The sequence below is a fragment of the Streptomyces sp. NPDC002845 genome (assembly GCF_053591955.1).
Genome location: NZ_JBSFUU010000082.1, coordinates 1 through 21187, shown reverse-complemented (window position 1 = coordinate 21187; position 21187 = coordinate 1). Strand labels below are relative to the sequence as shown.

Here is a 21187-nt window from a genome sequence, read left to right as displayed (position 1 = left end):
GGGCGGCGCTGTGCGGGGTCGAGAGGTGGCGTCGGCACGGTTCCCCCTATGGCCAGACCAGCATGGTGAAGCAGCGCACTTGCGAACGAGGCTGTGGAGCACCTGCGATGAGTTCAGTTGAGCAACTGTGCATCCGGGCAACGGGTTTGACCTCCCCATAGGAGAACTCCCTCCACGACGTGCCGGAAGGGCGAGAGCGTCATCTCCGGTGGCCTTGCTGTCATCCCGGTGTCATCCAGATCAGTGGCCCCCTCCCGCGCAGCCACGGTCCCGGTGACACTGGTGAACACGGCAAGCCCGGCTGTGGAGGCGATCGTTGAGAGACATTGCGGTCCTGCTCGATTACCTGGTTCAGCACCACGGAGGAACCGCTGCGTCGTTCCTGCGGCGCATTGCCGAGCGGCACAAGAACCTCGGCTACGGAGGGCTGGAGTCCCACCGGCAGAAGCTGGACCGGTGGAAGAAGGGCACAGAGCCGGACCGGTACACGCAACTGGCTCTCGCCGACCTCCTCAACGTGTCCGCGAACGATGTCATCAGGCTCGGGTGGCCCGCCTGGCTCGAACGCGCGGTCCCCGACGTGCTCCTGTCTGCACATCACGCAACGAAATCCCTGCACGACGAGCCAGAAAGGGCCGGTGACCCCGTGCAACGACGGCGCTTCCTCATCCTCTCCGCGGCCGGCGGCGCTTCTGCCGCCCTCACGATGCCCACGCCCGCCGAGAGCGCCACAGCAGGCCGACGCGTGGGAGCGAACCTCGCCTCACTTCATGAGCAGCGCCTCGACGCGTTGCGCCACCTCGACGACCGCATCGGCTCCGGACACGTCTACTCCGGCGCCGTCGGCGAGTACGACATGATCAACGACACCTTGCGCTCGGGGTCCTACACCGAGTCCGTCGAGCACCGGCTCGTGGCCGTCGCCGCGGACGCGCAGCGCGCCGCTGGCTGGACCGCATACGACAGCGGTGACCCGGATACAGCAGAGGAGCACTTCGCCACCGCTGCTGAGCTGGCCCTCAAGTCGGGTAACCCCGAGGTCATGGCGAATACCTGCGCCTTCTGGGCGATCAAGTGCTACTCGACCAACGAACCAGGAGCCGCAGCGTCCCTAGTGGAAACCGCCCACGCCTACGGACACGCCACCGGATCAGCGCGGATGACCGCCATGCTGCACGCCCGCGCCTGCCGCGCCTACGCCCGCGCCAACGACCACCGCGCCTCCGACCGCGCGGCCAACGCCGCACTGAGCGCCTACGAGAAGGCGACGCCCCTCCACGAGGATCTGTCGTCGCTGTACTGGGTCAACCAGGGCGAAATCCACCAGTTGCTGGGCAGTTCAGCACTGAACCTCGGCCGCCCCGCGCTGGCCCTACACCACTTCCAACAGGCAGCCGTGTCCAGCCGAAGCGAGACCTACGACGGGGACTCGTTCCCCCGCGGGGCCGCTATCTACGAGGCACGCGCCGCTGAGGCATACCTGGCACTGAACGACCTCGACGAGGCGGTCCGCACAGCGCGCCAGGCAGTCGACCACATGGGCGGCGTGAGCTCGGCACGCGGTAGCACCGCACTCGCCGACCTGCGGTCCAAATTCCGCGAGCACGGGCGGGTTCCTGTGATCAAGGAGTTCCTGGAGATCACCCGATAGCGACCTGCCTCACCCGCCGACGCCTCGGGACGCTGCACCCAGGGGCGTTGCCTGCAACGTACTGGCATATTCGCTTGCCCTGTTCCCCCTGGCTACAGTGGATCGGCGAACCTCTGTCGCCCTGTGTCAGGGGCCAGCACTCAGGCCGGCGACGCGGGGCCCCGGCCGGTCAGGTCACTCTCCAGCGTCGATCGCGGGCCGACGTACCTCGATCTCCGCAGCGGTCTGCTTGGACGACTCCGCCGACACCGGAACCAGCACCGCATCCCGGTGGAAGTCCCGCAGGTTCGTCGACCCGCAACTGATCATCGTTGAGATCAGCTGCGCCCGGGTCCGCTCCACGTTGTCGTACAGGCTGCCGGCGTAGGGAACGTAGCTGTCGACGCCCTCTTCGAAGACCACCTGGCCGCGCTGGCCGTAGCGGGCGGCGTGTCCTGCGGCTGCTGTTCGTCGTCGTCCCAGCGCCCGAAGGGACCCTCACATCCCGGGCCGGCGGCGCCAAGTACGACACCGCCCTTCGTACGGTGCGGCGACAGCGGGATCACGACGGTTCCGCGGCAGTCTGGCGCGTCACACCGCCCCGGGACCGGAAGGCTGCCCTGGCAGTCGCGGACATCGACCTCGACTCGCAGGACGAAGACATCAACATGGCCGTTCGCTGCGCCCGCCCGTGGCGGCGCTCAGCCCGAGCCGGACTCTACGACGAGCGGACCCCCGTGGGAGACCCCCGCAGCGATGTCCGCACAGTGTTCTGAGACCGCCTTACTGCCAGATTCGTCGGCCCCACCCTCTGGTAGCACCCCTAACGAAAACGCCCCGGCTCACCGGGGAGTTTTCGTGTGTGCGCACAGGTCAGCGCAGGCCGTCCGTATCGTCGTGCTCTTCGCCGACTGGGAGTGGCCGACGGTCGTCCCCCGGGCCCTCGTTGTAGATGACCGCGGAGACCGCGCTGTCGTAGGCATCGTTGAGGGCGTTGCCGCTTGTGCCGAGCATGTTCTCCCAGTCGATTCCCATGCCCTCGAGATTAGCTGTACCGCTTGAGGATCTCGGCGCTGCGGGCGTTGAGCTCGTCGGCCCGGGCGAAGATCGCGGCTTCCGCTTCAGGGGTGATGTGCTGGTCGTCGAGCTGGCCTCGGCATGGGATCAGGAGCAACAGCTGGGACGAAGGCGCTCTTGATTATGGTCGTCATCGTCTGAATGAGGACCGATAGGGACGAGACGTGCATCGAGGCGTACTGGTCGTTGTAACCCCACTGGTCGATGGCTGGCAGCAGACCCGGGTGGTCCTGCCAGTCCGGGCTGGGGTCCGGGCGGTCGTGGCGGTGGGCCTGGCCGGTGAGGTCGTCACGTTGGCAGCTTCCACTCCGATCCGGGATGGGCACTCACCCACGTCCGCGGACAGGAATCGGCTGCCGCCGAACGGTTCCTGCAAGCCGAGCTGATCGCCCCGCAACGGCTCCACGCCGACGCGCTGATCGGCGATTCCGTCAGCCATCTCCTCGGGAGACGGCTGCCTACCCACGTGCTGCGTGACATGGGTGAACAAGCCTGGCTCAGTCTCGGTCAGGATCCCGCGGCCGGCCAGCCGCTTGAGCTTGAGGCGGACGTTGTTGATGTGTTGGGCGAGAACGCCACGTCCATCGCCTCGCGCACCTGCCGCGTACACAGCGGATGGTCGGCCGCGGTGAACACCGCCATGATCTGCTGGTAGTCCGGATGGTCCGGCAGTTTCGTGGCCGGCGGCGCGGGCGGTTGCAGGTCGGACAGCTCCAGCAGTGTCTTGCGGGTGATCCGGACTTCTTCGGCAGCCCGGACGAGGTCGTCGAGTTGTGTGGTCAGCCACGTGATCTGTTCCCGCGTGGTCTTTGCCTGCGCGGTGATCTCGCGTTCCCGCTCCTCCAGCCGTGCCAGCACCGCGCCGAGCGTCAGTTCCCCGCCGGTCATGCGGTGCGCCAGGCGGGCACGGTCGCCAAGGTCAGCCGGCGCAGTATCACCGCGGTCATCGCCCAGTACACCCACGACTCCGCACTGCGGGGCAGATGCTCGTAGTCGCGCACCAGCCTGCGGTGCAACATCAAGATCCTATAGGCGCGCCCCCGACCCACCGCTTGACCTGGGGAAAGAACCCGGTCTGCGCGGGATTGCGCTCCACGACCTCCACCTCGATGCCCACCTTCTCCCCGTGCGCGACGACGGCGTTCTTGAAGCCCTGGCCAACCAGGGCCTTCTCCACGGCATCAGTGTCGGCGGCGACCTTGTCCAGCAGCGCGATCCCGACGGCGTTCTCGTGCGCCGACGCGGACGCTACGACCACCGCGATCACCAGCCCCAGAACGTCAACGGCCAGGCCGCGCTTGGGGCCCGGTTTTTTTGCCGCATTGCGCCCCGTCGACTCAGCGGGCCCTCCGGCCACCGCGTGCACGCTCTGGGTGTCGAGCACCACCAGGCTCGGGTCCGCGTTCCGGCGCGCCATTTCCCGCATCTGCCATCGCAGCAGGTCGTGAATGGTCTGGTCGACGCCGTCGTCACGCCAGGTGTAGAAAGTAGTACTTCACCGCGCCGGGTGGCGGAAAGTCGTGCGGGAGCAGCTCCCACTGCCGGCCCTGGTAGAGCAGCGCGTTGACGATCTCCCGAATCGCGTACCGGCCCTGATGGCCGCTGACCGAGGGTTGCGCGGCCTTCCACGCGGCGATCACCGGCTCGACCAGCGCCCACTGCTCGTCGCTCACGTCGGTCTTGTAGGGCTTGCGCTCGCTCACGGTGCCCAGCCCAACATACCCATGGCCGCCGATCGGCCGGGATGCCGCACCGCCACACGTTCAGGTGACGACAGAACTCCCACACCCCCATACCGCCCTCTCAGAACAAGCGCCGTTGCAGTACCAGGGACAACTGCGGCCCGCAGACGCGTGGTGTGCTGGACCGCGTGTCCTGGGTAGGAGGGGACGTAGTGCGGCAACGGCCGGTGTGCGGCCAGATGCCGGAAATGGGGGAGCAATGGCGCCGGTAGTGCTGGTGCATGGGATCTTCAACTACGTGCGTGGGGCGGCACCCGAACAAGTGGCGGCACACAAGGCCAGGGAGTGCCGCCTCAAGCTCGTGGAAGGCACTACTGGCGCGGGCTTGGTAGCGAACGCACCGGAGGTGGCGATGGCCTATTACGCCGATCTGCTGCGTCCGGTTCTACGGGATGAGGCGCAGTCCACCGGCGAGGGACTCAGTTTCGATGACATGACAGGGCAACAGCGTGAGCAGGCCGCGCAGTTGCTGGTGGTGGCGGGAGCTCCGTCACCTGCTGAGCTGCAGAACATTGGGTTGGCGCCGCTACGGCAGATGCTCGGCTGGCTGGTGGATGAACGCGCCGGCCGGATCGGGCAGCGGGTACGGGAGCAGACGGTGCGGCGCCTGGAGCGGGTGGTTGTGGCTCTGCTGCGGGAAATCGAGGCGTACACGACATGGTCGGGACGGCGTGAGCAGGTGCAGGAAAGGGTTGCGGAGGTGATCCGCCGTGAGCAGCCGAAGGTGTTAGTGGCGCACTCGCTGGGGACCGTTGTGGCATATGAGACTTTGCATGCTTATCCGGATCTTTCGGTGGCGCAATTGGTGACGCTCGGTTCGCCACTGCGTCTGCCTTCGCTGGTGCGACGTCTCGTGCCAGGGCTTCGAGGCGGGCGCGGTGCTCGGCCGGTGGGGGTAGGGCACTGGACGAACATCGCGGACGTCGGTGACTTGGTGGCGGTCCCTCCGAAGTTGTCCGAGGTGTATCCAGTCGATCAGGATGAGACCTGCGACAACGGACTGGGTTTTCACGGCTTTGGTGGCTATCTCGCCAACGGGCTGACTGCTTTGTCCATTGTCCCTTACATTTCCTGACAGGCGATCCGCCTGTTGGAGGGTGCCGGGCTGTTCTCGTGCCGATGCGGGGCCGCCAATGCCGGGGCAGCTCTGGCGTATTTAGGCGCGGGCGGAGCGTTCGTCCGGGTGTGATTCGACGCGGGGAGCGTGCGGGCGAACATGGCGAGCAAGGCACTGATAGCAGGTGTGGGGGACTTTCCCGACCTGGAAGAGAGTGAGGAACAGCAGGCTGACGGCGTTGTGCAGTTCGGTCCGCTGTCTTCGGTCGAGAAAGCGGTGCGCGCTGTTGCCTCGGCTCTGCATCGCACGGGCGTGCACACTGGTGGTGACCCTCTGTTGGAAGTTGACCGAGGCACGTTCCTGGATCGGTGGCGTGGCCTGAGACAGGGTCCTGTGCGTGAAGAGCCGCTGATTGTGCACTTCGCCGGACACGGAACCCGTGGCACCAATGGTGGTCTCTATCTGGCTCCGACCGGCGCTGATGCCCGGGCAGAGTTCCTAGACGACACGTGCATCAGCTTTGATCAGCTTCTGTCGGCGGCCGAGAACGGGACCCGCCCGGTACTGTTTCTTCTCGATGTATGTGGGGCCGGGCAGGCGATCGTCCAGCAGCAGTTGCAGGATTTAGCCGCCCGCCGTGCGCAGGGCATGGTGCGCACTGCCTGGATCATCGGCGCGTGCATCAACGATGCCGACACCTACGCAGCCCGCTTTTCCGCTGCCACCGCTGCCATCCTTCATCAGCTCGCTGACGGCACACTCGACTTGACTCCTGCCCTTGAGTACGTGCCTGTCGACACCTTCGCCGCCGCCATCGATCGTGAATTGGCCCGAGCTGACCGTGCAGCAGGCTTCCCTGGCCAAACGATCGTGCGTACCCCACACGTTGAAGTGTGTGCCGAGCCGCAGCCCTTCCTCCCGAACCCCGCCCACCGCCGTGCTCCCCATGCGGCCCTGCTGGATGGCATGGATCCGCGCTTGCGGGAGTTCGCCCACGCCTGTTCACCCGGCTTGGACCCGCTCCACTTCGCCACCCGCGCGGCCGGCAATCCAAACGCCGACATCATCCAATTCTCCGGACGCACGAGCGCGCTGGGCAGGATTCAAAGGTGGATCAGCGCTGACCGCGCTTCCCGGGAACCGCTGCTGGTCGTCACGGGCGGTCCGGGCAGCGGCAAGTCAGCTCTCCTGGGTGTGACTGCCTGCCTCACCCACTCGCAACTCGCCCCGCTACGCCCGCGTGTTCGCAACGCAGTCCGCGCCTTCCGCGCGGTCCCCGCTGGGCGGGTACTGGCCGTTCATGCCCGTCAGCTCACCCTCCAGCAGATCGCCGACTCCCTCCGCCATCAGCTCAACGGCCAGCCCGCCCGCCGTGGCGGCATCCCACGTTCCGAGGGCTCGCGTAGCCAGACGGGGATGGCGCAGTTGTTGGATGAACTGCGGGGTGGAGGTGAGACAGTGGTGATCCTGGACGCACTTGACGAAGCACTTGATCCTGGCGCAGTGGTGGATAGTCTCCTCCTGCCGCTGATCGAGGCATATACCCGTTCCGCGTCCGGGCCGCGGGTGATGATCGGTACCCGTCCCTGGTGGGACGTCTTTCCGGAGTTGCATGCCTACACCGTGCAGAACAGCGGCTCAGTGCTGAATCTCGACCCTGTGACCGATCACGACCGCAGCGTCCTAGCCGACGATCTCCATGCCTACCTGGATCTGATCCTCGACACCCGCTCGCCCGCACATCACATCCGGTACGTGGCCGATCGGATCGCCAATTACACCGACAGCGGAGCATTCCTTGTCGCTGCCCTCTATGCCGACCACCTTCTGACCACCGCTGCCGATGACACTGTCCCTCCCCCCTGCAGCATCACCGAAGTCTTCGACCTTCACCGCACAACCCTCGCCCGTGCTGAGCCATGGATCGAGCCCGTACTGGCTGTTCTCGGCCGCGCCCAAGGCCAAGGCATGCCCCTCGACCTCATACACACCACTGCACTCGCCCAATGCCCCCCTACTTCCAGTCAGCCCACACCGCAGCTGACGGACACTCGCCGTGCCCTCACCAAAGTCGCGTTCTACCTGCGCACCACCCCCGACTCTGAACAGCGCTTGCTGTACCGCTACTTCCACCAGGCTCTGACCGATCACACGGCCCCCCTCACCGATCCAGCGGCTCTCCACTCCGCGCTGCTGTCCACAGTTCCGACCATCGCTGGCGGCCACCGCGACTGGGAACACGCCCATCCCTACCTGCTCCGCTACGCTGCCGCACATGCCACCGTCGCTGGCAACGGGGCCTTGGACGAGCTTCTCCAGGACCCGGGGTACTTGGTCCACGCCGACCCTGACAATCTCGCCGCCCGACTCCACCACGCCGCCGCCGAACCGGCCGTCCTGTGTGCTCACATTTACCGCACCACCAGCGCTTATCATCCTGATCGCGGTCACATGGCTGTCCGCCGCAGCTTGCTTGCCCTGGACGCGAGCAGTTGGCGGCAGCCCGAGCTCGCCCGCGCACTCGCTGTAATCCCGCTTGGCAACCGGCCCGCCTCAGCAACTCCCCAGTGGGCTACTCGACTTGCAGCACACCCTGCTCGACGCCATACCCTGACCGGGGTGAGTGCCCTGACCACTGGGGTCCTGCCGGATGGCACTCCCATCGGCATCACACTGGGCGACAGCGAGAGCCCGGTCGTGTGGGATCTGACCACCGGCATCCGGCGCCACACCCTCACCGGGCACAACTACCCGGTGCGCAAGGTGACCTACGCAGTCCTGCCCGACGGAACTCACACCGCCATCACCAGCAGCAACGAGACCACCATCCTGTGGGATCTGACCACCGGCACCCGGCGCTACACCCTCACCGGCCACAAAGGCCTGATGAACTCGATCGTCACCGCCATCCTGACGGAAGGCACCCTTATCGCCGTCAGCACTAGCAACGACGGGACCGCGACCCTGTGGAACCTGACCACCGGCACCCGGCGCTACACCCTCACCGGCCACAAAGGCCAGGTGAACTCGATCGTCACCGCCACTCTGACGGAAGGCACCCTTATCGCCGTCAGCACTAGCAACGACGGGACCGCGACCCTGTGGAACCTGACCACCGGCACCGGCCACGCCCTCAGTCAGGACAAGGGTTGGAAGAACGCGTCATTCGAGGTCACCCTGCCGGGCATCCCTGTCGCAGTCTTCCCTCCCCGCCACAGAAGCCCGATCTCGGAGGGTTCAGCAATCCACGCCGGCCACCTCCCTTACGTGAGGCTCCGCGCGGCTGCCGTCCTTCCGGACGGCTCCGACATTGCCGTCACCTTCCGCAGCGAGACGAGCTTTTTCGCCTGGGACGCGATCCCCCGTACTCGCCAGCACACCCTCACCGAATATGTGGGTGCGGTGAACGCTGCCGTCACCACCATCCTGCCGGACGGCACTCGCCTCTCCATCACCGCCAGCAACGAGACCTCAATCGTGTGGAACCTGACCACCGACACCCCACACCACACCCTCACCGGACACACAGACCTGGTGACCGCAGTCGCCGCAGTCACCCAGCCCGATGGCACCCCCCTCGCCGTCACGACCGGTGCGGACGACACCGCGATCGTGTGGGACTTGACCACCGACACCCGCCACCTCCCCCTCACCGGACACAAGCGCACCGTGCGTGCTGCGGCCTGCGCTGTCCTACCGGACGGGACCCACGTCGCCGTCACTGTCGGCGATGACAAGAACTCATTCGTGTGGAACCTGGCCACTGGCGCCGCAGGCCACACCCTCAACGGACACAAAGGTGCAGTGACGGCAGTCATCACCGCCGCGCTGCCGGACGGCACCGCCATCGCGGTCACCACCAGCAACGACAAGACCGCCATCGTGTGGGACCTGGCCACCGACACTCCACGCCACACGCTCACCGGACACACACGTATGGTGCGCAGCGTGGCCTACGCCATCCTGCCGGACGGGCCCCCCGTCGCCGTCACCACCAGCAACGACAAGACCGCCATCGTGTGGGACCTGGTCTCCGGCGCACGACGCCACACCCTCACCGGGCACAAGGGCTGGGTGAACACAATCGTCACGGCCATTCTGCCGGACGGGACCCCCGTGGCCGTCACCGCCAGCAACGACAAGACGGCCATTGTGTGGGACCTGGCCACCGGCGCACGACGCCACACCTTCACCGGGCACACACGTATGGTGCGCAAGGTGGCCTACGCCGTCCTGCCGGACGGGACCCCCGTCGCCGTCACCACCAGCAACGACAAGACCACCATCGTGTGGGACCTGGTCTCCGGCGCACGACGCCACACCCTCACCGGACACATAGGCCGGGTGACCTCGATTGTCACCGCGATCCTTCCGGACCGCACTCCCATCGCCATCACCACCAGCCACAGTGGTGATCCGATCGTGTGGGACCTGACCACAGGCGCTGGCTACGCTCTTACCGGACACACGGACCAAGTGACCGCGGTGACCACCGGTACCCTGCCGGACGGCACCTTCGTAGCCATCACCACCAGCCATGACAGGAGCGCGATCGTGTGGGAGCTGGCCACCGGGCGTCAGGTGTGGTCTTGCCAACTGCCGGACGCCGGCCAGTCCCTGACGGCCACGCACGCAGGTTTCCTGATCAGCTACGGGCCGGATGTTGCGTGCTTCGTCTGGAATGAGAGGCTCTGAGAAGCTGTTGTCTTTCCGGACTTGAGGACTGCGTTTCCGCTGGTCGGGCATAGGGTCCGCGGTCCCGTGGGAGTTGTGGCCTGTCGTGCTGTCGCTGCCCGGGAGGTCGTGGATGCCGTCGGTGGTTGGGCTGTTGGAACAGCGTGAGCTGGGTGCTCGCCGTCGTGTTGACGAGCTGCGGGAGGAAGCCGACCGCGTCCAGGCCGAGTTGGCCCTGGCCGAGCGGGAATGGAAGGAGTGGGCCATCGCCTGCTCGCGGGTCGGCGAGGTGCTGGCTCCCGTGGACGAGAGCGGGCAGGACCCCGCCCGGGCCGAGGGGACCGCGCCGTCCTCGCCGGGGTGCACCGTCTCACCGAACGGAGGCTCGGTCCAGGACCCAGGTAACCCGGTTCATCCTTGTCGAGAATGCCCGCCCAGGCGTTCACGTCTCCGTATGTCGTCGTCCAGGTGTGCCAGCAGGCGACGAGGACAGCGCCGCGAGCTCAGCCGCATCTTCGAGCGGCACATGATCGACCTATAGTTGCCTCATGAGCCGTTGGGAGGAGTTGACCGGGGGGACGTCCGGACAGGACTACGCTGCACGGTTCGCGGCCCTGGCCGGTAGCGGGAAGGATGTGCACGGTGAGGCGCGGTTCTGCGCAGCACTCGTGCCTGCCGGAGCGCGGGTGCTGGACGCCGGGTGCGGTACCGGACGGGTCATGATCCGGCTTGCGGAGCTCGGCTACGACTGCGTGGGAGTGGATCTTGATGCGTCGATGCTGGCAGTGGCGCAGAAACAGGCACCGGAACTGCCTTGGTTCCAGGTCGATTTGACCGGGTTCGACCCGGACTTGCTCGGCATTTCACCCCACTTCGATCTCGTGATCGCCGCAGGCAACGTCTTCCCGTTGCTCGCCGCTGGCACCGAGGCCACGGCGGTCGAGCGCCTGGCCGCGGCCCTGCGTCCAGGCGGCCTGATCGTCGCCGGCTTCGGCCTGGACGAAGCCCACCTGCCCGTGCCACCCAGCATCACCCTGTCAGAATACGACGACTACTGCGCCGCAGCCGGCCTCACCTTCGTCGACCGCTTCGCCACCTGGGACGCCGACTCTTACGATGGCGGCGGCTATGCCGTCAGCGTCCACCGCCGGTGAGGTTCTGCGGGACATCTTGGTGGCCTTCGCGGTGCGGGGGTTCTTCGGCAAGCTCGGCCCCAAGGCCGAGCCGGACCTGGAGAGGTGGCTGGACCGCCGTCGGCTGCTCGCCGGGCGGGTCCGTCTGGTCCCCCGGTCCGGCGGTGCGGCGTGGGAGCGGTCATCGTTCACGGCCGCCGAGTCGAAGTGGGCTCCGGCCGTGCCCTCCTGCCTCCGGCTCCTTCAGGCGTACCACGCCGCCGTGACGAGTCAGCTGGAGCAGGACGACGGGCTGGGGCTTGAGATCCATCGGTGAGTCGGCAGGTCGACACCGTGGAACCGGGGGATGAGGGCGGCGTCCGCGGCAGGGGGCACTGGTGACGGGTCGGATTCCACGGTGACCGCCACGACGGCGAACCGGCGGCGTCCGGCGAGGACCTCGTTGAGTTCCGCGAGCGCGTCCAGGTGGTCGGCGCTGAACACCGGGTCGAAGTCCGCGACCACCCACGCCACGATCGCCGCTTGCGTGGCACGGCCGTAGGTCACCAGCTGGCCGAGGTGCTGGTGGTCGGCCGGGCCGAACTGGGCCTCGATGACGACGAGTCGGCCCGACTCGTCCCGGGCGGTGACGTCGGGCCGGATGCCGCCGACAAGCCGGTCCCGCCCACGCCGATCGGTGTGAGTCCACCGCTCCCCGACCGGAGTCTCCCGGCCGACGTACTCCAGCCGCTCCACCCCCACCAACGGGGCCAGCCGGTCGAGGTTGCCGATCAACCAGGGATGGAAGTCGGCCACCTCACGCGGCCACAGCACTCGGGGGTCCGCCACAGCCCGCCAGCCATCCTGAACAGGGGTCATCGCATCAGTCTCGCGGACCCCACTGACACCCCGACCCCGTCAAGATCAATCTCAGCGCCAACGGCTGTTCCGTTGTACGAACTGCCGCCAATTGCATCAGATGCGAATTCGCGACGGTATGCGAATCGGCCTGTGCAGGGGCGTCAACCGTGCTGCGATCCTGTGGAGTTGGGTGCCTGCGTTACCGGTGACGATAGCGGCCAGCAGGGCCTTGTCTCCACTCACCCAAGGGGCTGACCTGCTGGTCTTCTGGAGGATCGCATAGGATGCGGTTTTCTCGCATCTGATGCGAGTCACGGAGAGTGGTGGATCAGTGGGGTTCAACGGTTCGATACCAGGGGCGGCGAGACTGCTCCTGGTCGACGGGGTCGCGTTGTTGCGGCCGGAGGAACAGGTCTTCACAGCGATGTTGACCGGGTTCGCCAATCAGCAGCTGGCACGGAACCTGGCCCGCACGACCGTGGAAGGCCGGGAGAACGCGGTGAAGGCGTTCACCGCGTACGTGAACACCTACCCTGGACGCCGGCGATGGTCGACGAATGGCTCGGCGATCTGCGCTCACTGCGCGACCTGAAGCGCTCGACGATCCGTTCGTACTCCGAGGCCGTCCGGTCCTTCTGCCACTTCGTGACCGACCCCCTCTATGAATGGACCGCGACCTGCGAGGAACGCTTCGGCACCCACCCGGTCCAGGTGGTGCACGAGTGGAACACCGCGGTGCACGTCCAGGACAACGAGTCCGACCCGAAGAAGCGCGCGTTCACCAAGGCTGAACTGCACGCCTTCTTCGCCCACTGCGACGACGAGGTCGCTCGCATCCGCTCGCTGGGCCGCAAGGGCTGGCTGCCTGCGTTCCGGGACGCCACCGTGTTCAAGACCGCCTACGCATACGGAACCCGACGCAACGAGACACGGATGCTTGACGCGGCCGACTTCGGCCGGAACCCGCACGGGGTCGAGTTCGGCGAGTTCGGCCGGTGTCAGGTGCGGTTCGGCAAGGCCAAGAAGGGCTCGCCGCCCAAGCGCCGCGGAGTGCTGACGGTGTTCGACTGGACCCCGGACGTCCTGGACGAGTGGTTCACCGAGGTCCGGCCCCAGTTCGGGACCGACGGCAATCCGGCCGCCTGGCCGTCCGAGCGGGGCCTGCGGATCGGCTGCCAGCGGATCAACTCCCGTTTCAAGGCATACCGCGAGGCTCTCGGCCTGGATGACGGGCTGGACTTCCACTCGCTGCGAAGGTCCTATGTCACCCACCTGATCGAAGACGGCTGGGACCCGCGCTTCGTCCAGGAACAGGTCGGTCACGAGCACGCCAGCACCACCTCCATCTACACCTGCGTGTCCTCGGACTTCCGCACCCGCACCTTGCGCCGGCACCTGGACACCACCATCGCCGCGGCTCTTCAGGCCCGGAGCGGGAGGAACGCATGAAGCGCAAAGTCGGCTACACCTGGCGGCTGCGCGAGGTGATGGCCAAGCAGCAGATCTTCACGGCCACCGAGCTGGTTCCGCTGCTGCGTGAACGCGGGATCGATCTGTCCGCCTCGCAGGTCCACCGCCTGGTCTCCGGCACCCCGGAACGGCTGTCGTTGCAGGTCATGGCCGCGCTCTGCGACATCCTCTCCTGCACCCCGGCGGACCTGGTGGCCACCACCGCCGAGAACGCGGGGGTCCGCAAGACCGCCACCGGCGACCTCCCGGCTCTGTCCGCGAACGTTGCGAAGCTGCGGCCTCGTGCGGCCCGCATCCTGCCCGACGCATGAGCCGGACCTACGCCACCGACGAGCAGTACGAACGCTGGTTCGTGGCCGAGTGCTGCCGTTGCGGACGCCGCAAGCACAAGGCCGGCACCTGGCCGGACGGATACGTCTGCCGGACGTGCTCGGACCGCGCGGTGCGGACACGGGGCGCCTGCCCGGGATGCGGCCAGGACCGGGCCCTGCCCGGGCTCCGCCCCGTTGACGGCGCCGCGATCTGCACGACCTGCGCCGGTTTCTCCCAGACCTTCGACTGTTCACGCTGCGGCTTCGAAGGGAAACTCCTGGGCGGGCGGCTCTGCGAACGCTGCACGCTCGCCGACCGGCTCACCGCTCTCCTGGACGACGGCACCGGCCGCGTCCGTCCCGAACTGACCCCGCTGTTCGACCTGCTGGTTGCCATGGACAAGCCCAGCAGCGGGCTGGCCTGGCTGGCCCTGCGCCACGATCAGCCGGGAAACGCCTCTGAGCGACTGCGGCAGCTCGGTCTCGGGCAGATACCGCTGACCCACGACGCCTTCCACGAGCTCCAGCCCTGGCGGTCAGCCGCTCACCTGGAAGAACTCCTGATGACAAGCGGAGTCCTGCCCGCCGTCGACAAGTACATCTGCTCCTTCCAGCGCTGGCTGCTGGGTCATCTGGCCGGCATCGCCGACCCCGAACAGGCGAAGGCGATCAGACTCTTCGCGACCTGGCGCGTCCTGCCCCAACTGCGGGCACGAGCCGACCGGAGCCACATCACACCCAGCATCCGCCGCTTCGCCGCCGAACAGATCAAGTACGCGACCGCCTTCCTGCAATGGCTGAGTGAGCGGAATACCTCCCTCGCTTCCTGCGGCCAGATCGACGTCGACGCCTGGTGGGCCGAGAACAGCGAGCACGGCCGCAACTGTTTGAGGGCCTTCCTCAACTGGGCCATGCAGAGCCGCCATTGCCGACGCTCGCTCTCCATACCCGCGATGAAGGCCACCCGACGGGCCGCGCTGAGCGAAGACGAACGCCTGGACGCCCTCGGCCGCCTGCTGACCGACCCGGACATACCGAAGAACCTCCGCGTCGCCGGCGTCGTCGTGCTCCTCTACGCACAACCCCTCACCCGGATCGTCCGGCTCACCGTCGACGATGTGGTGCACGACGGAGAAGCAGTACTGCTCCGGCTCGGGGAACCAGCCTCGCCCATCCCCGAGCCGGCCGCTTCCCTGCTGCTGGACTACATCGCCGACCGCGACCACATGAACACCGCCACCAATCAGGCATCCCCCTGGCTGTTCCCCGGACGCCGAGCGGGCCAGCCCTTCCGCCCCGACCACCTGTCAGCACTCCTCAACAAGATCGGCGTCCCGGTGGCTGCAGCCCGCGGCGCCGCCATCCGACAACAACTCCTTGAGATGCCCGCTCCCGTCGTCGCGGACGCGCTCGGCTACCACGACAAGACCACCACCCGGCTGCTCAACGAGACCGGTGGGACATGGAGCCGATACGCCCCCGGAGATCACGGAAAGTCACTGCCACGATCAACAGCACTGACAGCACACGACAGTTGAGCGCAAGCTCCCTCTGTCATCTGCCAGTCGCGGTCCCCACGCTTCGGCTCGGACTCACTTGACGAAAACCGCCCGCGCAATCTCATCGGGGGCGGCGCTCGCCTCCGCGACCAGTTCCCCGTCGGCGGACCAGATGCCCGAACGGCCGGACGTGCGGTCGAAGCCGCCACCGGTCGGACCGGCGAAGGCCGCCGTGGCGACCCACACACCGTGGTCGGCTGCGACCCGGCGGGCTCGCTTGCCGTGGACCTCAGCCTCGTAATCGGCGTGGACAACCCCAGCCACATACCCGTCGATGCCCAGCGCAGCCGTCTTCGCGGCGTGCTCTGGGATACCGGTGTCGCGGCAGACGGCGAGCCCGAGCCGCCACCCGTCCCCTTCGATCACAGCGGGCTCCCCAGGCACAAAGTGAGCGGCCTCGCTGCCGTGCAGGCACACCTTCCCATAAGCCACCCGCGCGCCGTCTCCGTCCACAGCCAGGATGCCGATGCGCGGACCCGGCGCAGGCGCGCCGACCAGGGCAAGCGTCCCAGTCTCGGCGCACGCGGCAACGATCGGAGCCAGCCGTTCATCGTCTGGGGAGACCGGCGCCGCGTCCAGCTCGTATCCCGTCAGCGACATCTCGGGGAACACCACCACCCGCGCGTCCGCCGCCCGAACGGCCTCCGCGTGGGCCACCGCGTTGGCCGTCACGTCGTTAGCCGCGCACCTCGGCTGCGCCACCGCGATGCTCAACGACTGCTCCACCCCGAACTCCCCTCATCGGATCGCGCGATCACCCTACAGAGCGGCCACACAGCGAGCCGTTGCGCACCTGCCGCAGAAGCCTGCCGTCTTCCACCAGCACATCACCGCTTGCCCGGACGCAACCCTCCCCGACCTCGTCACCCAAAGTCACTATTCAAGGCTGCCGACGGACCAACACACGACAGTTGAATACGCGAGCCCACCAGTAAGGCCAGCTTCCGGGTCAGCGGCGGCTTACCGAGCCGTCGGCGAACCAACGGACCAGGGACACTGCCAGGTCGACGGCCATGCGCGCCTCGGCAAGGGTCTCCTCCCGGGTGGGCTGCTGACCTCCGTGGCGACTCGTCTGCCCGGTCCAGAGCAAGGAGATCATCGCGGTGACCGTGGCCTCCCCCTCGACTCCGGTCTTCCCCGGGAGGGCGACGTCCCACCGGCCGGGGTGCTGGCGCAGCTCGCGCAGCATCGTGCCAAGCGTGGCCCTGGAGTTGTTCGGCTCCAAGGTGGCGTGCGCAGCACACTCGACGGCCTTGATGGCCTCGCTGTAGGCCCGGCCTGCCTCCGGGTGCAGGGAGTACGCCACACTGTGGGCGCGCCGCAGGTGATCGCTGGCGGATCCACGGTCAGGCTGGTCCGCTGCGCCGACGGCCGTGCTCAGGAATGCGGTCATGGTGGGGTCGACGCGATGGACCAGGGCGCGGCCGTCCGCGCTGACGGTGTACGCGGACCGGCCGTCGTCGAGCAGCTGCTGCAGCGGCTGGCGGTGCTTGAGAACGTTCATGTTCGCGAGCCCGCCGGCCACAGTTTCCAGTACACCGGGCTTGTGTCCGGCCTGGGGCTGGACGAGTGCGCTGGCACCGGGAAGCAGGTGGAGAACCGCATCGACAACGTCGAGCAGCCGTTCGTCGGGCGTGTGCCAGGCGAGGAACTCGGCGTCGTCGGCGTCGGCTTCAGGGCCGTGCTCGACGTCGCGGACCAGGTCGCAGCGCAGCAGAACACGGTTGGCCAGTCGGCTGGATTCACGGACCGCTGCGTCGATCCACGGGCGCAGGGCGGCGGCCAGGGCCGGGGGCATGTCGTGCCGCAGGACGTTGTCGGCGCTCTGCCGTGTCGAGAGAGGGGTCCACATCTGGGTCACACGGCAAACGGTAGGCGTCCGGGTGCTGCACCCGCACACGAGTTGTACACAGCTGCCCCGATCCTCAGCAGCGGAAGGTCGCAGATCTCGGCCCGGGCTGGATCAGCAGAGCGTTCAGCGGGCGTGTACGGGTGGGCTGGACGACCTCCAGCCAGCCGTCCGCGCTGGTGACGCAGTACGGGATGCTCGTGTAGCCCTGCCACTTCCAGTTGACCCACCATCGGGCCTCCGACCGGTGCCCGGCCATACGCCGGGGGTGGGGAGTCTCCGGCGCGCGAGGTCGATGTCGTCGAGAACGGCGCCACGGCCGCGAAGGTAGGCCAACCCCGCGAGGGCCGCCCGCCGCAGGGGGCTGTCGGCGTTCCATCGTCCGTCGATCGCCCACCGCATCTGCGGGTCCGCGAGCAGGTCGGCCTCTGCGGGCACGTCAGGCAGTGCGACCCGGGAGAGCGTGATCAGCCCCTGGTTCTGCCACCCGACGAGCTCCGCCCGTACGGGGCGGGGGGTGTGGCGGTCCAGGCCGGCGAACGCGTCGATCATGTCGTCCCGCTCGGCGCGGCCGGCGGTCGGGTCCTCGGCGATTCCGTGCAGGACGGCGAGGGCCTGGGCGAGCGTGTCGCCCCGCCGCCACAGCGGAAGCATCACCGTGCCCTCGGCCTCAAGCTGATCACGTGCGGAGTCCTCGAACTGGAACTGCAACCCGCGGGACGTACCGGCGAGACGCGCGGCGGAGGCGGGGCAAAGGGGTTTCCACGACCGGACAGCAGGGACTGGACGACCAACTCGGTCATCCGCTCGTCGCGCTCGAACCGGACAGCGACATCGACGTCGTGTGGCTCGACCGCGCCCCGGGCGAAGCTCCCGAACAGCCACACCTGCTCAACCAGGCTCAGCGGCCAGTCGTGGTCTTCGTCGAGCCGGTGGAGCATCTGCTCGACCAGGTCGACGGCTCGTGCCCGCTTCACGTCCGGCTCCTCTTCGTTCGCGCCGGACTTCAGGGTAGAGGCGCGGACTGTTCGGCACGTCCGGCAGCAGCCACCTTCACCCAAGGAGGGAAGACCACCAGCACGGTGTCCGGTGGCGGCACAAGGCCGCGAAACGGCATCCCGTCCCGGTGGCACGGGGGAAGCCACCGGGACGGGATGACCAGCATCGTACGCCCGCGCCGCCCGCCGGGGACGGTGCCTGCTGCTATTTCTTGACCATGGTCTTGCCGCAGCAGCATGTCGGGCTCTGTTGACCGCCGCAGGTCGGCGGGGCCGCCTTCGTCACGGTCAGCTCGCACCCGCAGCCCTCATCATCGGGGCAGCGGTAGACCTCACCCTCGCGGAACGGCATGTCCCTCGCCTCCTTCATCGCGTTCCATCCCTACGTCCGCGACGGTAGAACCCGGCCCCTGGGTGAAGGTCAATACTGGAAGCAAAGAGGCTGGTGACCATGACGCTACCGGGACTGACCATCGGCAAGGCCGCCCAGGCGGCGGGACTGACCCGCAAGGCGGTACGGGTGTACGAGGCCAAGAGGCTGCTACCCGCAGCCGAGAGGACAGAAGCTGGCTACCGGCTCTACAGCGAGCGCGACGTCGAGCTGCTGACCTTCATCCGCCGGGCCCGCACCCTCGGCTTGCACCTGGACGACATCCGCGCGGTCCTCGCCGGCGGCGTCCCGCCGTGCGCCACCGTCCGCGACCTGCTGGACGCCCGGATCGCCGAGATCGACACCGTCGTGGCCGAGCTCCTCGCCCTGCGCCAGACCCTCACCGACACCCGGCAGCGGGCCGACGACTGCACCGACGGCCAGCCCGTCACCGTCTGCGCGATCATCGAGGACTCGTAGCGTGAGTGCTTGTTCCGTCGGTCCCCAAGGCACAACGGCTCGGCGCGGAAACCGATCGCGTCCAGCCCTCAACCGGTTCTGCTATCCCTTTCGGCCGTATCTCCGAACCTGGTAGAGCCGGAGCCAGACGAAGGCGTCCGGCGAGGCCGGCATGTGCGCCCGTACGGGGAGGTGAACCTCGACATGGACACCCGCCTGAACCTCGCAGCGGTCACCGTACCCAGACCTCGCGACTCAGCTGGCGCCGACGACGGCGCGGCGTCTCGCACATGATCGCGCCGTACAGTCGAAGGGGCGGTCGGAGTCAGCTGCAATGACTCCGGCCGCCCTCTGCGGACCGCTCTCAGTCCGTTAGTCCCTCTCCGCCAGGAAGTTGATCAGCCAGACGACGAACGCCCGGCTCGCCCCCGAGAGGACGCCACGCACAGCGGCAGCGATCAAGGTGAGGCGCTCGGCTCGGGTCGTGTCGTCGCGGTAAACGGTCATGTCATTGCCCTCCTCGGCCCTCCGCTCGGATGGGGGGCTTGTATCCACCATGTGGCTGGCGGAGGAGTGCCCGAGCGATCCCTGTCGTCGGTCCGCGACGACCTGACCGCGCGCTGAACAGACACCGCTGGGTGTGGACTGGCACACTGTTGGCCTGACACAACCTGACAAAGGCTGACGGAGATCCTTTGGTAGGCATTCGCATGCCGGATGAGCAGCAGCTACCTCCGGGGCCGCGGCGTGATCTAGCAATCGCCTTACACAAGCTGTACGCGCTGGCGGGAAAGCCTGCTGCTCGCACGATCAGCACCTGGATCAAAGATCGAGAAGATCTCCCTGGCACGCTCAGTCATGAGGGCGTTAGCGCGATGCTGCGTGGCTCCGGTACACCACGCTGGGCAAACCTAGAATCCCTCGTTCGCGTCCTTGTCGAGCAGCAACGTGCGGGCACGACTGCGGACGTCGACATCGTCGTGACACACGTCCATACTCTCTGGTTCATTGCCGATGGCGGTCTGTCATCAGCGAGTGAATCTTCACAGGCCCCTCCGGCCGTACGAGAGACCGAGCAACGCCAAGAGGCGACCTCGGAGACTCACACTTCCCAACCCGAGACAGCGGATCATGACCCGGGTAGTGACCAAGGTCCCCGGATGTCGCCCCAGGGCTCTCTCATCCGATGGAGACACCCACGCCTAGGCACCGTGGAATTCAGGGATCGACAAACGGCTGTTGAGATCTTCAAAGAAATGGGGGGCTTCAATGACCAGCCGTGACCTGGCATCCGCCACATGGGCTCGGTTCGAGCGGAGCGGCTCGCTCGCCGACCTAGACGCCGCGGTATCTGCCTTCCGAGAAGCGGCGGAAACTGCTCCGCACGGTCATCCTGACCGATCAGCTCTCTTGCTCAACCTGAGTGAGGCGCTGGGGGCTCGGTTCGAGCGGAGCGGCTCGCTCGCCGACCTAGACCAAGCCATCATTCTAGTGGGGAAGGCGATTACCGAAGGCCTAGCCGACAACCCACGGCACGCTGCGATCCTCAGCAACCTGAGCGCGATGTCGTCGGCGGTGGGTCGGCGGGCGGAGGCCCTCACCGCCACCGAGCAGGCCGTGGAGGTCTACCGTCGGCTGGTGGCCGACAACCCGGCCGCCTACGAACCCGACCTCGCGCGCTCGCTGTCCAACCTCGGGGCTTTCCTGTCGGCGGTGGGTCGGCGGGCAGAGGCCCTCACCGCCACCGAGCAGGTGGTGGAGGTCTACCGTCGGCTCGCGGCCGATAACCCGGCCGCCTACGAACCCGACCTCGCGCGCTCGCTGTCCAACCTCGGCGGCGATCTGTCGGCGGTGGGTCGTCGGGCCGAAGCCCTCACCGCCACCGAGCAGGCCGTGGAGATCCGGCGTCGGCTCGCGGCCGATAACCCGGCCGCCTACGAACCCGACCTCGCGCGCTCGCTGTCCAACCTCGGGGCTTTCCTGTCGGCGGTGGGTCGGCGGGCAGAGGCCCTCACCGC

25 protein-coding genes and 1 pseudogene are annotated in these 21187 nt (G+C 67.5%); 12 read left to right on the top strand and 14 right to left on the bottom strand.

Annotation, left to right across the window (positions count from 1 at the left end):
* Window positions 1-316 precede the first annotated feature (316 nt).
* Window positions 317-1651 (top strand): transcriptional regulator, encoded by a 1335-nt coding sequence (locus ACWD3C_RS39005; protein WP_451151803.1) that lies wholly within the window; start codon window positions 317-319, stop codon window positions 1649-1651.
* A gap of 174 nt (window positions 1652-1825) precedes the next feature.
* Here the strand turns inward: ACWD3C_RS39005 and ACWD3C_RS39000 are convergent, their stop codons facing one another.
* From ACWD3C_RS39000 to ACWD3C_RS38970, 7 genes are all read right to left on the bottom strand, one after another.
* Complete coding sequence (locus tag ACWD3C_RS39000; RefSeq protein WP_451151822.1) at window positions 1826-2113, bottom strand: IMP dehydrogenase; 288 nt, start codon at window positions 2111-2113, stop codon at window positions 1826-1828.
* 390 nt (window positions 2114-2503) lie between these two features.
* Window positions 2504-2665 carry a hypothetical protein gene (locus tag ACWD3C_RS38995; protein ID WP_451151801.1) on the bottom strand — a complete coding sequence of 54 codons (162 nt, stop codon included), beginning with the start codon at window positions 2663-2665 and terminating at the stop codon, window positions 2504-2506.
* Window positions 2666-2675: 10 nt separating this feature from the next.
* The gene (locus ACWD3C_RS38990; protein ID WP_451151799.1) at window positions 2676-2804 is read right to left on the bottom strand and encodes a hypothetical protein; all 129 of its coding nucleotides are present in this window, start codon (window positions 2802-2804) and stop codon (window positions 2676-2678) included.
* 410 nt (window positions 2805-3214) lie between these two features.
* Complete coding sequence (locus ACWD3C_RS38985) at window positions 3215-3595, bottom strand: hypothetical protein (RefSeq protein ID WP_451151797.1); 381 nt, start codon at window positions 3593-3595, stop codon at window positions 3215-3217.
* Window positions 3592-3726, bottom strand: coding sequence for a hypothetical protein (locus ACWD3C_RS38980; RefSeq protein WP_451151795.1), 135 nt, complete (start codon window positions 3724-3726; stop codon window positions 3592-3594). The genes ACWD3C_RS38985 and ACWD3C_RS38980 overlap by 4 nt, the downstream gene beginning before the upstream one ends.
* The gene (locus ACWD3C_RS38975; protein WP_451151793.1) at window positions 3726-4124 is read right to left on the bottom strand and encodes a transposase; all 399 of its coding nucleotides are present in this window, start codon (window positions 4122-4124) and stop codon (window positions 3726-3728) included. Before ACWD3C_RS38975 ends, ACWD3C_RS38980 begins: the two co-directional genes overlap by 1 nt.
* A 52-nt stretch (window positions 4125-4176) precedes the next feature.
* On the bottom strand, window positions 4177-4410 hold the full coding sequence (locus ACWD3C_RS38970; protein ID WP_451151791.1) for a transposase: 234 nt from the start codon (window positions 4408-4410) through the stop codon (window positions 4177-4179).
* A gap of 238 nt (window positions 4411-4648) precedes the next feature.
* On the opposite strand from ACWD3C_RS38970, the gene ACWD3C_RS38965 reads away from it, so the two are divergent.
* The 5 genes and pseudogenes from ACWD3C_RS38965 to ACWD3C_RS38945 all read left to right on the top strand — a co-directional run bounded on the left by ACWD3C_RS38965 (window position 4649) and on the right by ACWD3C_RS38945 (window position 11629).
* Window positions 4649-5524, top strand: coding sequence for a hypothetical protein (locus tag ACWD3C_RS38965; RefSeq protein ID WP_451151789.1), 876 nt, complete (start codon window positions 4649-4651; stop codon window positions 5522-5524).
* Window positions 5525-5665: 141 nt separating this feature from the next.
* Window positions 5666-10201 carry an AAA family ATPase gene (locus tag ACWD3C_RS38960; RefSeq protein WP_451151787.1) on the top strand — a complete coding sequence of 1512 codons (4536 nt, stop codon included), beginning with the start codon at window positions 5666-5668 and terminating at the stop codon, window positions 10199-10201.
* 112 nt (window positions 10202-10313) lie between these two features.
* A pseudogene (locus tag ACWD3C_RS38955) lies at window positions 10314-10532 on the top strand (hypothetical protein); the annotation flags it as partial.
* Between the two features lie 196 nt (window positions 10533-10728).
* Window positions 10729-11334, top strand: a complete 606-nt coding sequence (locus tag ACWD3C_RS38950; protein WP_451151785.1) for a class I SAM-dependent methyltransferase — start codon at window positions 10729-10731, stop codon at window positions 11332-11334.
* Window positions 11309-11629, top strand: coding sequence for a hypothetical protein (locus ACWD3C_RS38945; protein WP_451151783.1), 321 nt, complete (start codon window positions 11309-11311; stop codon window positions 11627-11629). The genes ACWD3C_RS38950 and ACWD3C_RS38945 overlap by 26 nt, the downstream gene beginning before the upstream one ends.
* On the opposite strand, the gene ACWD3C_RS38940 is transcribed toward ACWD3C_RS38945, so the two are convergent.
* Window positions 11584-12171, bottom strand: coding sequence for a hypothetical protein (locus tag ACWD3C_RS38940; RefSeq protein WP_451151781.1), 588 nt, complete (start codon window positions 12169-12171; stop codon window positions 11584-11586). The genes ACWD3C_RS38945 and ACWD3C_RS38940 overlap by 46 nt on opposite strands.
* A 313-nt stretch (window positions 12172-12484) precedes the next feature.
* On the opposite strand from ACWD3C_RS38940, the gene ACWD3C_RS38935 reads away from it, so the two are divergent.
* From ACWD3C_RS38935 to ACWD3C_RS38920, 4 genes are read left to right on the top strand one after another with little or no spacing between them, the layout of a single operon-like run.
* Window positions 12485-12745 carry a hypothetical protein gene (locus ACWD3C_RS38935; protein ID WP_451151779.1) on the top strand — a complete coding sequence of 87 codons (261 nt, stop codon included), beginning with the start codon at window positions 12485-12487 and terminating at the stop codon, window positions 12743-12745.
* On the top strand, window positions 12700-13602 hold the full coding sequence (locus ACWD3C_RS38930; protein ID WP_451151777.1) for a tyrosine-type recombinase/integrase: 903 nt from the start codon (window positions 12700-12702) through the stop codon (window positions 13600-13602). The genes ACWD3C_RS38935 and ACWD3C_RS38930 overlap by 46 nt, the downstream gene beginning before the upstream one ends.
* Window positions 13599-13934 (top strand): helix-turn-helix domain-containing protein, encoded by a 336-nt coding sequence (locus ACWD3C_RS38925; protein ID WP_451151775.1) that lies wholly within the window; start codon window positions 13599-13601, stop codon window positions 13932-13934. Before ACWD3C_RS38930 ends, ACWD3C_RS38925 begins: the two co-directional genes overlap by 4 nt.
* The gene (locus tag ACWD3C_RS38920; protein ID WP_451151773.1) at window positions 13931-15472 is read left to right on the top strand and encodes a hypothetical protein; all 1542 of its coding nucleotides are present in this window, start codon (window positions 13931-13933) and stop codon (window positions 15470-15472) included. Before ACWD3C_RS38925 ends, ACWD3C_RS38920 begins: the two co-directional genes overlap by 4 nt.
* Before the next feature lie 54 nt (window positions 15473-15526).
* Here ACWD3C_RS38920 and ACWD3C_RS38915 read toward each other — a convergent pair whose 3' ends face one another.
* The 5 genes from ACWD3C_RS38915 to ACWD3C_RS38895 form a co-directional block, all read right to left on the bottom strand.
* The gene (locus tag ACWD3C_RS38915) at window positions 15527-16207 is read right to left on the bottom strand and encodes a carbon-nitrogen hydrolase family protein (RefSeq protein WP_451151771.1); all 681 of its coding nucleotides are present in this window, start codon (window positions 16205-16207) and stop codon (window positions 15527-15529) included.
* A gap of 235 nt (window positions 16208-16442) precedes the next feature.
* Entirely contained in the window at window positions 16443-17354 is a 912-nt protein-coding gene (locus tag ACWD3C_RS38910; RefSeq protein ID WP_451151769.1) for a hypothetical protein, read from the bottom strand.
* A gap of 114 nt (window positions 17355-17468) precedes the next feature.
* Window positions 17469-18053, bottom strand: coding sequence for a hypothetical protein (locus tag ACWD3C_RS38905; protein WP_451151767.1), 585 nt, complete (start codon window positions 18051-18053; stop codon window positions 17469-17471).
* Complete coding sequence (locus ACWD3C_RS38900; RefSeq protein WP_451151765.1) at window positions 17996-18319, bottom strand: nucleotidyltransferase family protein; 324 nt, start codon at window positions 18317-18319, stop codon at window positions 17996-17998. The genes ACWD3C_RS38905 and ACWD3C_RS38900 overlap by 58 nt, the downstream gene beginning before the upstream one ends.
* A gap of 226 nt (window positions 18320-18545) precedes the next feature.
* Window positions 18546-18692 (bottom strand): hypothetical protein, encoded by a 147-nt coding sequence (locus ACWD3C_RS38895; protein ID WP_451151763.1) that lies wholly within the window; start codon window positions 18690-18692, stop codon window positions 18546-18548.
* Window positions 18693-18791: 99 nt separating this feature from the next.
* Between ACWD3C_RS38895 and ACWD3C_RS38890 the strand changes: the two genes are divergently transcribed.
* Window positions 18792-19190 carry a MerR family transcriptional regulator gene (locus tag ACWD3C_RS38890; RefSeq protein WP_451151761.1) on the top strand — a complete coding sequence of 133 codons (399 nt, stop codon included), beginning with the start codon at window positions 18792-18794 and terminating at the stop codon, window positions 19188-19190.
* Window positions 19191-19541: 351 nt separating this feature from the next.
* Here the strand turns inward: ACWD3C_RS38890 and ACWD3C_RS38885 are convergent, their stop codons facing one another.
* The gene (locus tag ACWD3C_RS38885) at window positions 19542-19676 is read right to left on the bottom strand and encodes a hypothetical protein (protein WP_451151759.1); all 135 of its coding nucleotides are present in this window, start codon (window positions 19674-19676) and stop codon (window positions 19542-19544) included.
* A 762-nt stretch (window positions 19677-20438) separates the two neighbouring features.
* Here ACWD3C_RS38885 and ACWD3C_RS38880 point away from each other — a divergent pair.
* Window positions 20439-21187: tetratricopeptide repeat protein (locus ACWD3C_RS38880; protein ID WP_451151757.1), on the top strand; the 749-nt coding region annotated here is incomplete at its 3' end.

Coding starts and splice junctions, on each gene's coding strand:
- ACWD3C_RS38925 (WP_451151775.1), top strand. CDS start 13,599: ATGAAGCGCAAAGTCGGCTACACCTGGCGGCTGCGCGAGGTGATGGCC.
- ACWD3C_RS38930 (WP_451151777.1), top strand. CDS start 12,700: ATGGTCGACGAATGGCTCGGCGATCTGCGCTCACTGCGCGACCTGAAG.
- ACWD3C_RS38975 (WP_451151793.1), bottom strand. CDS start 4,124: ATGGCGCGCCGGAACGCGGACCCGAGCCTGGTGGTGCTCGACACCCAG.
- ACWD3C_RS38950 (WP_451151785.1), top strand. CDS start 10,729: ATGAGCCGTTGGGAGGAGTTGACCGGGGGGACGTCCGGACAGGACTAC.
- ACWD3C_RS38885 (WP_451151759.1), bottom strand. CDS start 19,676: ATGACCGTTTACCGCGACGACACGACCCGAGCCGAGCGCCTCACCTTG.
- ACWD3C_RS38995 (WP_451151801.1), bottom strand. CDS start 2,665: ATGGGAATCGACTGGGAGAACATGCTCGGCACAAGCGGCAACGCCCTC.
- ACWD3C_RS38920 (WP_451151773.1), top strand. CDS start 13,931: ATGAGCCGGACCTACGCCACCGACGAGCAGTACGAACGCTGGTTCGTG.
- ACWD3C_RS38965 (WP_451151789.1), top strand. CDS start 4,649: ATGGCGCCGGTAGTGCTGGTGCATGGGATCTTCAACTACGTGCGTGGG.
- ACWD3C_RS38895 (WP_451151763.1), bottom strand. CDS start 18,692: ATGCCGTTCCGCGAGGGTGAGGTCTACCGCTGCCCCGATGATGAGGGC.
- ACWD3C_RS38985 (WP_451151797.1), bottom strand. CDS start 3,595: ATGACCGGCGGGGAACTGACGCTCGGCGCGGTGCTGGCACGGCTGGAG.
- ACWD3C_RS38980 (WP_451151795.1), bottom strand. CDS start 3,726: ATGTTGCACCGCAGGCTGGTGCGCGACTACGAGCATCTGCCCCGCAGT.
- ACWD3C_RS38890 (WP_451151761.1), top strand. CDS start 18,792: ATGACGCTACCGGGACTGACCATCGGCAAGGCCGCCCAGGCGGCGGGA.
- ACWD3C_RS38940 (WP_451151781.1), bottom strand. CDS start 12,171: ATGACCCCTGTTCAGGATGGCTGGCGGGCTGTGGCGGACCCCCGAGTG.
- ACWD3C_RS38945 (WP_451151783.1), top strand. CDS start 11,309: ATGCCGTCAGCGTCCACCGCCGGTGAGGTTCTGCGGGACATCTTGGTG.
- ACWD3C_RS38960 (WP_451151787.1), top strand. CDS start 5,666: ATGGCGAGCAAGGCACTGATAGCAGGTGTGGGGGACTTTCCCGACCTG.